This is a genomic window from Pseudoduganella umbonata (genome assembly GCF_014192225.1).
GTDB lineage: Bacteria > Pseudomonadota > Gammaproteobacteria > Burkholderiales > Burkholderiaceae_D > Rugamonas > Rugamonas umbonata.
The window spans coordinates 257,535-271,236 of the sequence record NZ_JACHXS010000006.1 but is presented as its reverse complement, the minus strand read 5'-3'; the positions used below and the strand labels follow the sequence as shown (position 1 = coordinate 271,236).

Sequence of the window (13,702 nt, the reverse complement as noted above, 5' to 3'; positions counted from 1 at the left end):
CCATGCAAGCCACCGTTCTGCACCGCCGGCCCGCCGTCAACCTGACGCATGTCTCGATCGGCCTGCTCGCGCTCACGCTGTTCATGGGCACCGCCGCCAAGGTCGTGCTCAGCCCCTTGCAGGAACTGGTGCGCGCGGACCTGGGCCTCAGCGACAACGAGATCAGCCTGATCCAGGGCCTGGCGCTGGCCATTCCGCTCGCCCTGCTGTCCGTGCCGCTGGGCCGGCTGGTCGATTCGACCAACCGTTCCCGCCTGCTCGTCGTGGCCGCCCTGGCCTGCGCCGCCGGCAGCGCGCTGACCGCCTTCGCGCACGGCTTCGCGATGATGTTCGCCGCCCGCATGCTGGTCGGCGCCTCGGTCGCCGCGGCCGTGACGGCAGCCGTGTCGCTGGCCTCGGACCTGTCCGACGCGGGCACGCGCGGCCGCACGCTGATGCTGCTCGGCCTCGGCCAGGCCTGCGGCGCCGCCGCCACGTTCGCGCTGGTGGGCGTGCTGCTGGGCTGGCTGCCCGGCGTGCTGCCGGCCGCGGCGCAGGGCGCGGGCCTGACGCCGTGGCGCCTGGTCCAGCTCAGCTTCGCTGCCGTGATGGCGCTGGCGGGCCTGGCCCTGCTGGCGCTGCGCGAGCCGCCGCGGCGCGAGGAAGGCACGGCCGTCGCCGGCGATGTGCGCGCCGCGCTGCGCGAACTGTGGACGTATCGCCGGCTGATGATCCCGATGGTGGTCGGCATGACGACGATCGGCATGGCCGACGCGGCGGCCAGCATCTGGGCCGTGCCGGTGCTGACGCGCGTGTTCCACCAGCAGCCGGCCGACTTCGGCGCGTGGATGAGCGCGGTGTTCCTCGGTTCCGGCATCGTCGGTACCGCGATCGGCGGCTACCTGGCCGACATCGGCCAGCGCGCGCGCGGACGCAGCGGCATCCTGATCGGCACCATCGCCGGCGCGGCACTGTCGATTCCCGCCGCCTTCTTCCCCGTGATGCCCAGCGCAACCGCGTTTGCCGCACTGTTCGCGCTGCTGCTCACGGCGGGCGCCATCACCGGGATCGCCTCGACGGCGGCGGTGGCCGTGCTCGTGCCGAATGAACTGCGCGGCATGTCGATCAGCCTGATCAATGCGGTAGCGCTGCTGATGAGCTACGGCGTGGCGCCGTCCGTCGTCAGCGTCAGCGCCGGCCTGTTCGGCACGCCGGACGATATCGCCGTGCCGCTCGCCGTGGTTGGCGTCGTCACCAGCATCTGCGGCACGCTGGCGTTCCTGCTGGCGATGCGCGTAGCGGAACGCCGGCCGGACTGACCGGCGAGCCGCCTTTCAGCCTTATTCTTCAGCAAGCCCCGGCCGCGCCGGGCTGACGGCGGCCGGGTCGACCCCGGCCAGCGATGCCGGCAGCGCATGGCCCAGCGCCAGCGCGGCGCACAGTTCGCCCGCCGCCGGCGCCGTCTGGATGCCGTAGCCGCCCTGCCCCGCCGCCCATACGAAGCCGGGAACCAGCGGATCCTGGCCGATCACGCATTCGCCGTCGGCGACAAAGGAGCGCAGGCCGGCCCACACGTGCCGCGGGCGCCGCACGGTCAATGTCGTCATCCGCTCGATGGCGTCGATCGCGATGGCGATGTCGAGTTCTTCCGCCTGCACGTCATGCGGGACTACCGGGTCGGCGTTGAACGGTGAGCCGAGCAGCAGCCCCGCATCCGGCTTCACGTAGAACTCGTGCGCGGCGTCCATGAACATCGGCCAGCCGCCTGTCGCCATGCCTTCCGGGGCGCTGAACAGCAGGGCCGATCGGCGCTTCGGCACCAGCCCGACAGGAGCGGCGCCGGCCAGCGCGCCGACCGCGTCCGCCCAGGCACCGGCGGCGTTGATGACGACCGGCGCGCGGAATTCGCCGGCACCGGTCTGCACGCACCACTCGCCGCCGGTACGGCGCAGCGCCTGCACGCCGGCGCCGCAGACGACCTGGCCGCCGCGTGCGCGCACGCCGCGCAGGAAGCCCTGCAGCAGCGCATCGACGTCGATGTCCGTTGCGTCTTCTTCGAGGACGGCGCCGAGCAGGCCCTTCGGCCGCAGCACGGGTACCTGCGCCAATGCCTCGGCGGGGGTGAGCCGCCGCACCCCGGCCGACACGGAGCGCACCAGCGCCTCGTGCGCGGCCAGCGCCGCCTCGCCGCCCTCGTGCGCGAACAGCAGCGCACCGCGCGGTGTCAGCAGCGGGTGTTCCGCGAAGCCCGGCGGCGGCACGTCGAAGAACGGCCGGCTGGCGAGCGTGAGCGCGCGTACCTGCGGCGGCCCGTAGCTGGCCATGTACAGCGCGGCGGAGCGTCCCGTGCTGTGATAGCCCGGCTGGCTCTCCAGTTCCAGCACCGTGACGCTGGCCGTGCGGGACAGCCACCAGGCGGCCGAGGCGCCGGCGATGCCGCCGCCGATGACGAGAAAATCGCTGCGTGCCTGCATTGCACCTCCATTTTCAAATTAAGAAAGTTTTTCTATATTTGAAATATAGGGCACGCAGGCATCCGCTGGCAAGCACGGCGTGCCTGCCTGCGGGTCACAGCAAGATTTGCAGCACCCTTTACAGGATGCCTTTACAGGATGCCTTTACAGGATGTCGGGACGCGATTCGATCAGGTGTTCGGCATCGCCCGAGCAGATCGACAGTACCCGGCAGGCACCGTCGCCCACGGCCAGGTAGGCATGGCCCATGCCGCTGTCGAAGTAGATCGAGTCGCCCTGCGCCAGCCGCACGGGCGCATACAGTTCCGTGTGCAGTTCCACGGTGCCTTCCAGCACGTAGGCATATTCCTCGCCGGGATGGCGGATCAGTTCGCCGAACTCCTTCAGCGTGCGCGCGCGGATGTCAGCGATGATGGGCACGATGCGCTTGTTCAGCAGATCCGCCGCCGGGTAAAGGTGGGCGTAGTTCGATGTTTCGATCGCATAGCCGCTGCCGGCGCGCGTGATGCTGCGCCGCCCGCTGGGCGCGGGCCCGGCCACCGGCGCAACCGACGGCTCGGTGGAAAACAGCTGGCCGATGTCCACGCCCAGCGCGCGCGAGATGCGCAGCATCTTGTCGTAGCTGACGGACATGCGGTTGTTTTCGATCTTGGACAGCGTGGACACGGGCAGGCCGGCGCGCTCGCTGGCTTCGCTCAGCGTCATGCCGCGCTGCTTGCGCAGTTCGCGCAACGATTTGCCGAGCTCGCCGGCGGCGGGGTTGGCATGATTGGCAGGATTGGCGGAGTCCGGTTTCGTACTCTTGCTCATCAGAGTTTTCTTCTGCGATGGAAAATCCAACGATACCATAGACGACGGCGGAATTTTGCGGGATCGGAAAACCGTTTTTTCAAACGTGGAAATCCGGTTGATCTCGCCGATAGCAAGATCCCGACAGCCGCCGCAACCGTCCGCCTGACACCGCAAACCCGCCGGCCCATGATGTGTCCATCACACACCAACGGAGGACCACATGAAATACCGCACCATCGCAAACATGCGCGTTTCCGCGCTGGGCCTGGGCTGCATGGGCATGTCCGAGTTCTATGGCGCCACCGACGAAGCGCAGTCGCTGCGCACGCTGGAAGCAGCGTACGACGCCGGCGTCACGCTGTTCGACACCGCCGAATCGTACGGCAACGGCGACAACGAGCGCCTGCTGGGCCGCTTCCTGGCCGGCCGCCGCGCCGACGTGCGGGTCGCCACCAAGTTCGGCATCGTGCGCGAAGCGGGCAGGTACGAGCGGCGCATCGACAACTCGCCGGCCTATATCCGCCAGGCCGTCGAGGGCTCGCTGTCGCGCCTGGGCACCGACACGATCGACCTGTACTACGTGCACCGCATCGATCCGGGCGCTGCGCTGGAAGACACGATCGGCACGCTGGCCGGCCTGGTCGACGCGGGCAAGGTGCGCGCCATCGGCCTGTGCGAAGTGACGCCGGCCACGCTGCGCCGCGCCGCGGCCGTGCATCCGATCGCCGCGGTGCAGAGCGAGTATTCGCTGTGGACGCGCGATCCCGAGGACGGCATGCTGGCCGCGTGCGCGGAGCTGGGCACGGCGTTCTGCGCCTACAGCCCGCTGGGCCGCGGTTTCCTGACCGGGAAATTCGACAGCGCCACGCCGCTGGCGCCGGACGATTTCCGCAGTTTCAATCCGCGCTTCACGGGCGACAACCTGCAGGCCAACCTGAAGATCGCCGACACGGTGCGCCGGCTCGCGGCGGACAAGGGCTGCACGCCGGCCCAGCTGGCGCTGGCCTGGCTGCTGGCCCAGGGCGATCATGTGATCCCGATTCCCGGCACGAAGCGCGAGGCCTACCTGCGCGAGAACCTGGGCGCGGTCGACGTCGTGCTGGCGCCGGCCGAAGTGGCGGCAATCGGCGCCGCGCTGCCGCGGGGGATCGCGGCGGGCCAGCGCTACAGCGACGAAGGCATGAAAGGGCTGAACGCCTGAGCCGTGATGGCGCGGCGTGGCGGAGGTCCGCCGATGGACGTTGCCGGCGCGGCCGATCCCCACCATAATCGCGCTCTCGCCATTCACGATTGCCAGGAACCAGCCCATCCCGATGGATAACCTCACCGCCGTCCGCACCTTCCTGCGCGTCGTGGAAACCGGCAGCTTCGCGCGCGCCGCCGACACGCTGCAACTGCCGCGCAATACCGTCACCAAGCTGGTCCAGCAGCTCGAGGCGCACCTGCGCATCAAGCTGCTGAACCGCACCACGCGGCGCGTGTCCCCGACCAGCGACGGCACGGCGTATTACGAGCGCATGGTGCGGCTGGTGGAGGAATGGGACGAGGTCGAGGACGAACTGGCGCGCGCCCGCAGTCACCCGCGCGGACGCCTGCGCGTGGACATGGGCACCACGATCGCCTCGCTGCTGCTGATCCCGTCGCTGGCCGCGTTCCATGCCCGCTATCCGGACGTGCAGATCGACATCGGCGCCAGCGACCGCCCGGTGGACCTGGTCGGCGAGCGGGTCGATTGCGTGATCCGCGCCGGCACCGTCACCGATCCATCGCTGATCGCGCGCCACCTGGGCAGCCTGCCGCAGGCGGCCTGCGCCAGCCCGGCCTACCTGGCGGCGCGCGGCATGCCCGTCCACCCCACCGACCTGGAACAGGACCATACGATGATCCGATATGTGTACGCCGGCTCGAACCGCCCGCAGCAGGTCGTGCTGGCGCGCGGCGATGAAACGGTGGAGGTGAAGGGGCGCCACTTCGTGTCGGTGAACGAGAGCGGCGCGCTGCTGTCCGCCGCGCTGGAGGGACTGGGCATCATGTACGCGCCCGCGTTCATCTCCGGCCGCCATGTCGACAGCGGCGCCCTGGTGCCCGTGCTGGAAGGCTGGCGCGGGCCGGACGTGCCGATCTACATCGTCTACCCGGCCAACCGGCACCTGAGCGCGCGGGTGCGCGTGTTCGTCGACTGGATGATCGACCTGTTCCGCGCCAGCCCCTACACGCTGCCGCCCGGACCGCGCGGCTGAACCGTTACGACCGGTTCTACCCGGGCTGGCAGCCCTTCAAACGTTCGACGAACCAGCGTCCCGCCGGTCCCGGCGGCAGGTCCTTGCGGTGGATCGCGTGCATCGAGAAGCCGGCACCCAGGGTGGGACTGGTTTCCAGCGCGATCCGCACCAGCGTGCCGTCGCGCAGGTCGCCTTCGACCATGTGCAGCGGCATGTGGCCCCAGCCAAGCCCCGCGCGCAGGAAGGCGTGCTTGGCGCCCAGGTCGGCCAGCCGCCAGGTCTTGGCGGACAGTACGCCGAAGTTGCGGCCCTCGGTCAGCACCGAGCGGTCCGTCAGCACCAGCTGCACGTGCTGCCCGGCGGTCTCGCGCAGCACCACACCCTTGACCTGCGCCAGCGGATGCTGCGGCGCCACCACGGTGACGGCCCCCACCTCGAGCAGGTATTGAGACACGCAGTCGGCCGGCACGTCCGGCAGCGAACCGATGATCGCGATGCGGCACTGGCCCGCCAGCAGCGGCTGGACGACGGCGCCCAGCGCTTCCACGTGCAGGCGCAGCGGCGTGGACGGGAACTGCTGCTGGAACGCCTGCACGGCCGCCGTGAGCGTGGCGATCGGGAACATCACGTCCACCGCCACGGCCAGCTCCGGCTCCAGCCCCTCGGCAAGCGTGCGGGCGCGCGCCTTGAACGCATCCATGCTGCCCACCGCGGCACGCGCGCCTTCCAGCAGCGCCCGGCCCTGCTCCGTCAGCACGGGATAACGCCCGGTGCGCTCGAACAGCGCGAAGCCCACCTGCAGCTCCAGGTTGGCCAGCGTGTGGCTGACCACCGACTGGGCCCGGCGCAGGCGCCGGCCCGCCGCCGAAAAGCTGCCCTCCTCCGCCGCGGCGATGAAGGTGCGTAACTGGTCCAGCGACAGTGCGTCCAGCATCCATCTACTCCTTGGATTGAATGTATCGAATTATATCGGCTATTCAGATCGATTGTCGACGCCTACGATGGCTTCACTTCCCTCACACCTGCCAGGAGATCCATCATGAATGCACGTATCGACATTGCTTATCCAGCCGCCGCCGAACGCGGCATCGTCCACCGCACCCGCGGCCGTGGGCGCGGCGGCGTCACCCGTTTCGTCAGCCCGGGAGACCTGGGCGAACTGATCAAGCCATTCGTCTTCGTCGACCTGTTCGAGCTGGAATCGTCGCGCCACAAGATGGGCATGCACCCGCACTCCGGCATCGCGACCGTGACGGTGATCCTCGACGGCGCGCTGGAGTACCGCGAGACCACCGGCAGCCGCGGCGTGCTGCCGGTCGGCGGCATCGAATGGATGCGTGCCGGCGGCGGCGTATGGCACGAGGGCGGCCCCGCCGATGGCGGTGGCGTGACGGGCTTCCAGCTGTGGCTCGCGCTGCCCCCCGAAGACGAGAACGGCCCGACCCAGAGCATCTACCTGGCGCCGGAACATGTGCAGTCGGACGGGCCGGCGCGCGTGGTGATCGGGCAGTACGGCACCGCAAGCAGCGCGATCCGCCCGCGTGCCCCGATCAACTACCTGCACGTGACGCTGCGCGACGGCGAGACATGGCGCTACCAGCCGCCGGCCGGCCATGACGTGGCCTGGGTAGCGGTCGGCCGCGGCGCCGTCGACACGGCAGGCACCACGCTGGAACGGGAAGTGGCCGTGTTCGAGGAAGGCGGCGGCGAACTGGTATTCACCGCGCGGGGCGCGACCGACTTCGTGCTGGGTTCGGCGCCGAAACACCCGCACGACCTGGTCACCGGCTACTACTCGGTGCATACCAGCCATGCGGCGCTGGACCGCGGCGAAGCGGAGATCGCCCGCATCGGTACCGAGCTGCGCGCCGCCGGCGTGATGTAGGTTCCTTCCCGTCCGCAGGCAGCAAATCCCCGACAGTTCCCGCAAGCACCCGACTGACCGTGCCGCGCCAAGGCGGCACCATGGCGGCTCACCAACGCATGCGGAGAACTGCCATGTACAAAGACCTTCCCCCTTCGACCGCCTATCGCCTGCTGGAGTCCGGCCCGATATTGCTGGTCTCGACCGGCAACGACGAGCAGCACAATGTGATGACGCTGGGCTTTCACATGATGCTGCAGCACGAGCCGCCGCTGGTGGCCTGCGTGATCGGCCCGTGGGACCACAGCTTCGAGACGCTGCAGGAAACCGGCGAATGCGTGCTTGCCGTGCCGACCGTGGACCTGGCCGAGCAGGTGACGAAGATCGGCAACTGCTCCGGCGTCGATGTCGACAAGTTCGCCGGGTTCGGTTTGACCGCGCAGCGTGCGAAGACCGTGGCGGCGCCGTTGATCCGCGAATGCCTGGCGAACCTGGAGTGCCGCGTCGCCGATGCATCGATGGTGGATCGCTACAGCATGTTCATCCTCGAAGTGACGCGCATCCGTATCGACGAGAAGCGCGCCGAGCGCCGCCTGATCCACCATGCGGGCGATGGCCGGTTCATCGTCGACGGGGATACCGTCGACATGGGCCGGCACATGACGCGCTGGCGCTACCTGATGGACAAGTGACCGCGCCGGATCACCCCTCTTCGCGGTACAGCACCATGCCGGCGTGATACAGCACACCGTCGCGAAAATCGCCGTCGGCGGTAAACCCCGTGTCGTCCAGGTATTCGATGTGGTCGCCCGCGACCCAGTAGCGGCCCCGGTATGCGCTGCGCCGGCGGCCGCGCGCTTCGTCGTAGCGGCCGTTCGCCAGCAGTTCATGCCGGATGTAGCCATCCGCCGTGACCCACATGCCGGCATAGGGGTGGCCGGAGCCTTGCGGCGATCGCTCCCGATTGCCGGGGCGCGCCGCGCCGTTCGTGTGGAATGCCGTGTCATCCATGATCATCTCCCGTGGTGTGAATGAAGCAAAGTGTAGGCGCCCGCACCTGCGCGGACGATGCCGTTTCGTCGCCTTCGATTGCCTCATCCTCTTGCGCTTACCTTTACACGCCATCGATATATTCCACCGATTTACATGGCGCATTCGCGCCGCAAATCCACGACAGCACGCGCAAACACGCGACGGACAGCGCCGGCACGCGGCGGCAAGATCTCTCCACGGTCAACCACCAAGGAGAATCCCATGAGTACCCTGATCAACGTCGCATCCTTCCATGCGCGGCCGGGCCAGTCGGCCGCACTGGGCAGCGCGCTGCTGTCCCTGGTTCCCCTCAGCCGCTCCGAACCGGGCAATGTCCAATACGACATCAGCCAGGCCATCGACGATCCCGACACCTGGCTGGTGTTCGAGCAATGGCGATCGCGCGGCGATTTCGACTTCCACATGACCACGCCGTACGTCGCGCAGTTCCTTGCCGCCGTGCCGGACCTGTGTGACGGCGACCCCGACCTGCGTGGCTACACGCTGCGCTCGCGGGACACCGGCGAACAATCCCGACCTATCTGAGGAGGCCGCCATGAACCAGCACGCCCCCCAGGTCTGGCTGATCACCGGCTGCTCGACGGGCTTCGGCCGAAGCCTGGCCAGCCATCTTCTCGACAGCGGCCGCTGCGTCGTCGCGACCGCGCGCAAGCCGGAACAGCTGGAAGAATTCAAGGACCGTCCGAACGCGCTGCTGCTGCCGATGGACGTGACCGACGCGGCCAGCGTCGAGCGCTGCGTGGCGGCGGCGCTCGACCGTTTCGGTCATGTCGATGTCCTCGTCAATAACGCCGGCACCGGCTACTTCGCGGCTGTCGAGGAAAGCGACGAGGATGACGTGCGCGCAATGTTCGAGGTCAATTTCTTCGGCACCGCACGCACCATCCACGCGCTGCTGCCGCACCTGCGCGAACGCCGCAGCGGCACGATCGTCAACCTCACGTCGGTCGGTGGCTTCATCGGTTATCCGGCGGTCGGCTATTACTGCGCCAGCAAGTTCGCCGTGGAAGGCTTGTCCGACGCGTTGCGCATGGAACTGGCGCCGCTCGGCATCCACGTGATGACGGTCGAACCGAGCGCCTTCCGCACCGAATGGGCGGGTGCTTCGGCCGAGCCGGAATCGACCATCGCCGACTATGACGCGACCGCGGGCGCGGCACGGCGCGCCTACCGGGAATCCGTCGGCCACCAGGCTGGCGACCCTGCCCGCGCGGCACAGGCGATTGCCGCCGCGGTCGATGCCGAACGGCCTCCCGGCCGCCTGTTGCTCGGCAACGAAGCGGTGGATGAGGCGCTGAAACGGCTGGAAACGCTACGGCGCGACTTCACCGACTGGGAACCGGCCGCGCGCGGCGCCGACTTCCCGCAGGACTGAATTCCGCAAGACTATTTTCCACATGACTTAGCGACAACTTCACAAGGAGGACATCATGCAACGATTCGACGAGAAGGTTGTACTGGTAACCGGCGGCGGTTCCGGCATAGGCGCCGCGGCGGCAAAACGCTTCAGTGCCGAAGGCGCCAGGGTCGTCATTGCCGGCCGCAACGCCGACAAGCTGCACAAGCTCGTGGCCGAACTGCCGGCCGACCGGACGCTGGCCGTGACGGCCGACGTCTCCGACAGCGGCGAATGCGCACGGCTCGTGGCGGCGACGGTGGAACGATTCGGCCGGCTCGACACGCTGGTCAACAACGCCGGCGCGAACATCGTCGGCAGCGTCGCCGAAACGGATGACGAGACCTGGCGAACCTGTATCGGCGCCGACCTGGACAGCGTGTTCTACATGATCCGCGCCGCCCTGCCCCATCTTGAAAAAGCGCAGGGTTCGATCGTCAACGTGGGGTCCGTGTCGTCGCTCGGCGGCGGCTGGAGCCATGCGGCCTATTGCGCGGCGAAGGCGGCGGTGGCAAACCTGACGCGCTCGGTCGCATGCGATGCCGGCAAGGCCGGCGTGCGTGCCAACACCGTTTGCCCGGGACTGACGGTCACCGACATGGTCAGCGAAATCATGAAGGACGAGGCCCTGCTGGAGAAGGCCTGGGAACGCATCCCGCTCAGGCGTGCCGGCGAACCGGCGGAGGTCGCCGCGGCGATCGCCTTCCTGGCCAGCGACGAGGCGAAGTTCATCACCGGCGCGGCATTGCCGGTCGATGGCGGCCAGACGGCGACCGATGGCGGCCCGGAATGGGGTAAATAATGAGGTAAATGGAAGGTCACGTGCAGCCGGCAGCCAGTCCATCCGGCTGGCTGCCGGTGCCCTGTGCCGCGCTGGCCGGCCGATGACTGTCGAGGAGTGCCACCCTCCCCGGTACCGGACCACCCGACGCATGCCGGTAATCGGTCGGTGAACAACCCGTCGATTTCCGGAACACATGCGAAAAGTGGCTCGGGCTCCGGTAGCCCACGGCAAGCGCCACTTCGAGAATCGTGTGCCGGCATTCGCCCAGCATGCGGCTGGCCTCCGCCATGCGCAGCTGCGTCAGGTACACGGATGGCGAAACGCCGGTCGCCTTCTTGAACGAAGTGCGGGCACGGTGCCTCGCGCAGCCGGGTAGCCATGTACAAGGCTTCCACCAGCGCCCGCAATGTATCGTCGCGTTCGCCCATGACATCGCGAAATGCAAAACCGGAAGGCGGCTTGTTGACGATGTCCTGCACGGTTTGTGCCAGCAATGCGGGACTCAGGGACACCCGCAGCGTGGCATCTGGCGCGCGTCATTTGGCGTTCCGCCAGGCGGCAGCCGTCGTTGGCCGTGCCGAGTTGTGTTCCTTGTAGATCTTCCATCCGGCCGGGGTGCAGCGCCACAGGATCGACGTGCGGGAAATCAGGTGCATGACGTCGCCCTGTTTCGGCGTCACTTCGAACACGAACTCCAGCACCGAATGGCTGTAGCCGGGACCGACGGCGACCGCGTGCGGCTCTTCGGTGATCTTGTGGTGCACGCTCTTGAACTTCGGCACCAGGCCATACCAGACCTTGCCGTAGTCGTCGGCCGTGGTGCGCACGCGCAGTTCGGGATCGAAGTCGTCGAACAGGCTCAGGTCCGTGCTGGTGAAGTCGTACCAGCGGGCGAGATCCTTGCGGAAGTTGAACTCGGGATCGCCTGCTGCGCGCTCCCATCCGGTCATCACCCAGTCGCGGTGCAACGCGGCCGCGCCGTCCTTGCCCGACAGCGGGCAATCGGTGGGCAGGTCGGCGGCCCAGGCCGGAGCGAACAGCAGGGCGGTGGTGAAAGCCATGGCGGTGTGCTTCATGATGTCCTCCGTGATGTCGATGGAGACATCATCGGATAACGCCGCTCGGTTGTCCGCCGTGCGGTTGCGCCGGCTGTCGGTATTTTGCTGCCGGGAACGGGCCGGTAAAACGTCAGATCACGGCGAGCAGGCCGCCATCGACCTGCAGCGCAATGCCCGTCACGTAGCTGGACATGTCGGAGCCCAGCCAGACCACCGCGTCGCCGATCTCCTCGGGCTTGCCGAGACGGCGCAGCGGCGTGCGCTGGCGGAAGCCTTCGGCCGCGTCGGCAATGCCGGCCGCGGTGCGCAACAGGTGCGTGTCGATCGTGCCCGGCGCCACCGCGTTGACGCGGATCCCGTCCGGCCCCAGCGCATCGGCCAGCGATTTGGCCATCAGCACCACACCGCCCTTGCTGGTGGAATAGGCCACCGTCATGCCGGCGCCGACGATGCCGCCCATGCTGGCCATCAGCACGATGCTGCCGGCCTTGCCGTTCGCCTTCATCTGCCGCGCCGCGGCCTGCGCCGAGAACAGCGTGCCGTCCAGGTTCACGGCCATCAGGCGGCGGTAGCTTTCCTCGCTGACGTCGGCGCCGTCATCGCGCGCCGTGATGCCGGCATTGGCCACCATCACGTCCACGCCGCCGAATGCCGCCGCGGCCTCGACGAGCCGGTCGACATCGGCCTTGCGGCTCACGTCGGCCTGCACGAAGCGCGTGGCCACGCCCAGCGCCTCGATCTCCTGGGTGGTCGGAGTGCCCCCCTCGCGGGGCAGTTCGGCGATATCCGATACCAGCACGGCCTTTGCCCCATGCCGGGCCGCCGAGATGGCGATGGCGCGGCCGATGCCGCTGGCGGCGCCGGTGACGATGACGACTTTGTCCTGTAAAAGGTTGCTCATTGCTTTCTCCTGGTGATGGTCGTGCGAGGGGCGTTCAGGCGGCCGGGAACATGGCCGGCAGTGCGTTCAGTTGCTGCAGCAGCGAGTACAGGTGGGCCACACCCCAGTGCTCGGTGATGCGGCCATCCTGCACGCGCATCACGTCCACCGTATCGAACTGCACCTTGCGGCCGGTGGGCGCGATGCCGAACAGCGCTCCCTCGTGGGTGCCGTGGTAAGTCTTGAACGTGGTGACCCGGTCGCCCTCCACGGACTGCCAGTGGATCTCCGCCTGGAAGTCCGGGAAGGCCTGGCGCAGCGCCGCGTACAGCGTGCGGGCGCCCGCCTTGTCCGGCGTACCGCCCGGTTGCGGCGTGTGGTCGACGAAATCGTCGGCGAACAGTTCGTCGAACAGGGTGAAGTTCCCGCCGCCCTGCACTTCCTCGGTATTGCGGCGGACCACGGCCTTGGCGATGGCGCCGATATCGGTATTGGTGTTCATGTCATGCTCCTAGCGTTGAAGGGCTCAGCCCAGTTTGACGAGATTGACCGCCGGCAGTACGCCGCCGGGGAATTGCTGCAGGGCGCCGCCCACTTCCAGGCTGCCCAGGTCGATGCCGGCGAAGCCGAGGCGCTCGATCAGGCCGGCCACGACCGCTTTCGCTTCGCGGTCGTCGCCGGACTGGAACACCACGCGGCGCCCGCCGCCTTCGCGCGGGTCGCTGGCCAGCACGGCGGCCAGCAGCGTGTTGAAGGCCTTGACCACGCGGGCACCCGGCACGAGGCTGGCGAACACCTGGCTGGAATTGCGCCCGCCCAGTTCGGCCAGGCGGTAGCCCGGCAGCAGCACGGGATTGTTGGCATCGATGACGATGCGGCCGGACCAGTCGATGCCGGCCACGGCTTCTTCCAGGCGCGACCAGTTGACGCTGACGAACACGATGTCGGCCTGCGCCGCCTGTTGCGGCGTGCCAGCGGTGGCACGCGGGCCGAGCGCGTCGACAACACCGGCCAGCGACGCCGGGCCGCGGCTGTTGCTGAGGATGACGTCGATGCCGGCCCGCACGAGCTGTTTGGCGATGGCCTGGCCGATGGCGCCGGCGCCGATGATGCCGACGGACTTGATGGTGTTGGTCGTGGCGTTGGTCGTCGTATTCATGGTGTTCTCCTTGAGGTCGTTGGGAGCGCGTTTCCTGCGCT

At 68.3% G+C, this 13,702-nt stretch carries 16 protein-coding genes and 1 pseudogene; 8 read left to right on the top strand and 9 right to left on the bottom strand.

Annotated features, from left to right (window positions below):
- Window positions 1-2: 2 nt before the first annotated feature.
- Window positions 3-1,298, top strand: coding sequence for an MFS transporter (locus FHS02_RS17390; protein WP_137313695.1), 1,296 nt, complete (start codon window positions 3-5; stop codon window positions 1,296-1,298).
- Window positions 1,299-1,319: 21 nt separating this feature from the next.
- Here FHS02_RS17390 and FHS02_RS17385 read toward each other — a convergent pair whose 3' ends face one another.
- Entirely contained in the window at window positions 1,320-2,453 is a 1,134-nt protein-coding gene (locus tag FHS02_RS17385; protein ID WP_137313696.1) for an NAD(P)/FAD-dependent oxidoreductase, read from the bottom strand.
- 144 nt (window positions 2,454-2,597) lie between these two features.
- Window positions 2,598-3,263: a helix-turn-helix domain-containing protein gene (locus tag FHS02_RS17380; protein WP_137313697.1), complete on the bottom strand. Its 666-nt coding sequence runs from the start codon at window positions 3,261-3,263 to the stop codon at window positions 2,598-2,600.
- Window positions 3,264-3,465: 202 nt separating this feature from the next.
- Between FHS02_RS17380 and FHS02_RS17375 the strand changes: the two genes are divergently transcribed.
- Window positions 3,466-4,446 carry an aldo/keto reductase gene (locus tag FHS02_RS17375; RefSeq protein WP_137313698.1) on the top strand — a complete coding sequence of 327 codons (981 nt, stop codon included), beginning with the start codon at window positions 3,466-3,468 and terminating at the stop codon, window positions 4,444-4,446.
- 112 nt (window positions 4,447-4,558) lie between these two features.
- Window positions 4,559-5,485 (top strand): LysR family transcriptional regulator, encoded by a 927-nt coding sequence (locus FHS02_RS17370; protein WP_137313699.1) that lies wholly within the window; start codon window positions 4,559-4,561, stop codon window positions 5,483-5,485.
- Window positions 5,486-5,501: 16 nt separating this feature from the next.
- On the opposite strand, the gene FHS02_RS17365 is transcribed toward FHS02_RS17370, so the two are convergent.
- Complete coding sequence (locus tag FHS02_RS17365; RefSeq protein ID WP_137313700.1) at window positions 5,502-6,401, bottom strand: LysR family transcriptional regulator; 900 nt, start codon at window positions 6,399-6,401, stop codon at window positions 5,502-5,504.
- Between the two features lie 105 nt (window positions 6,402-6,506).
- On the opposite strand from FHS02_RS17365, the gene FHS02_RS17360 reads away from it, so the two are divergent.
- Complete coding sequence (locus FHS02_RS17360; protein WP_137313701.1) at window positions 6,507-7,352, top strand: pirin family protein; 846 nt, start codon at window positions 6,507-6,509, stop codon at window positions 7,350-7,352.
- Window positions 7,353-7,465: 113 nt separating this feature from the next.
- Complete coding sequence (locus FHS02_RS17355; protein WP_137313702.1) at window positions 7,466-8,023, top strand: flavin reductase family protein; 558 nt, start codon at window positions 7,466-7,468, stop codon at window positions 8,021-8,023.
- A 10-nt stretch (window positions 8,024-8,033) separates the two neighbouring features.
- Here the strand turns inward: FHS02_RS17355 and FHS02_RS17350 are convergent, their stop codons facing one another.
- Window positions 8,034-8,342 carry an Atu4866 domain-containing protein gene (locus FHS02_RS17350; RefSeq protein ID WP_137313703.1) on the bottom strand — a complete coding sequence of 103 codons (309 nt, stop codon included), beginning with the start codon at window positions 8,340-8,342 and terminating at the stop codon, window positions 8,034-8,036.
- 312 nt (window positions 8,343-8,654) lie between these two features.
- Here FHS02_RS17350 and FHS02_RS17345 point away from each other — a divergent pair, with 312 nt between their 5' ends.
- The 3 genes from FHS02_RS17345 to budC are packed head-to-tail and all read left to right on the top strand — an operon-like array spanning window position 8,655 to window position 10,582.
- Window positions 8,655-8,909, top strand: a complete 255-nt coding sequence (locus tag FHS02_RS17345) for a putative quinol monooxygenase (RefSeq protein ID WP_371861480.1) — start codon at window positions 8,655-8,657, stop codon at window positions 8,907-8,909.
- 10 nt (window positions 8,910-8,919) lie between these two features.
- Complete coding sequence (locus tag FHS02_RS17340; RefSeq protein WP_137313705.1) at window positions 8,920-9,759, top strand: oxidoreductase; 840 nt, start codon at window positions 8,920-8,922, stop codon at window positions 9,757-9,759.
- 55 nt (window positions 9,760-9,814) lie between these two features.
- Entirely contained in the window at window positions 9,815-10,582 is a 768-nt protein-coding gene (gene budC, locus FHS02_RS17335) for a meso-2,3-butanediol dehydrogenase (protein WP_137313706.1), read from the top strand.
- Window positions 10,583-10,598: 16 nt separating this feature from the next.
- Here budC and FHS02_RS17330 read toward each other — a convergent pair whose 3' ends face one another.
- The 5 genes and pseudogenes from FHS02_RS17330 to FHS02_RS17310 all read right to left on the bottom strand — a co-directional run.
- Window positions 10,599-10,997, bottom strand: a complete 399-nt coding sequence (locus FHS02_RS17330) for a helix-turn-helix domain-containing protein (RefSeq protein WP_137313707.1) — start codon at window positions 10,995-10,997, stop codon at window positions 10,599-10,601.
- A gap of 103 nt (window positions 10,998-11,100) precedes the next feature.
- Complete coding sequence (locus FHS02_RS17325) at window positions 11,101-11,640, bottom strand: Cif family virulence factor (RefSeq protein ID WP_137313708.1); 540 nt, start codon at window positions 11,638-11,640, stop codon at window positions 11,101-11,103.
- Between the two features lie 112 nt (window positions 11,641-11,752).
- The gene (locus FHS02_RS17320) at window positions 11,753-12,523 is read right to left on the bottom strand and encodes an SDR family oxidoreductase (RefSeq protein ID WP_137313709.1); all 771 of its coding nucleotides are present in this window, start codon (window positions 12,521-12,523) and stop codon (window positions 11,753-11,755) included.
- A 34-nt stretch (window positions 12,524-12,557) separates the two neighbouring features.
- Entirely contained in the window at window positions 12,558-13,004 is a 447-nt protein-coding gene (locus FHS02_RS17315) for an ester cyclase (RefSeq protein ID WP_137313710.1), read from the bottom strand.
- 24 nt (window positions 13,005-13,028) lie between these two features.
- Window positions 13,029-13,670 (bottom strand): annotated as a pseudogene (locus tag FHS02_RS17310) (NADPH-dependent F420 reductase); the annotation flags it as partial.
- Window positions 13,671-13,702 lie beyond the last annotated feature (32 nt).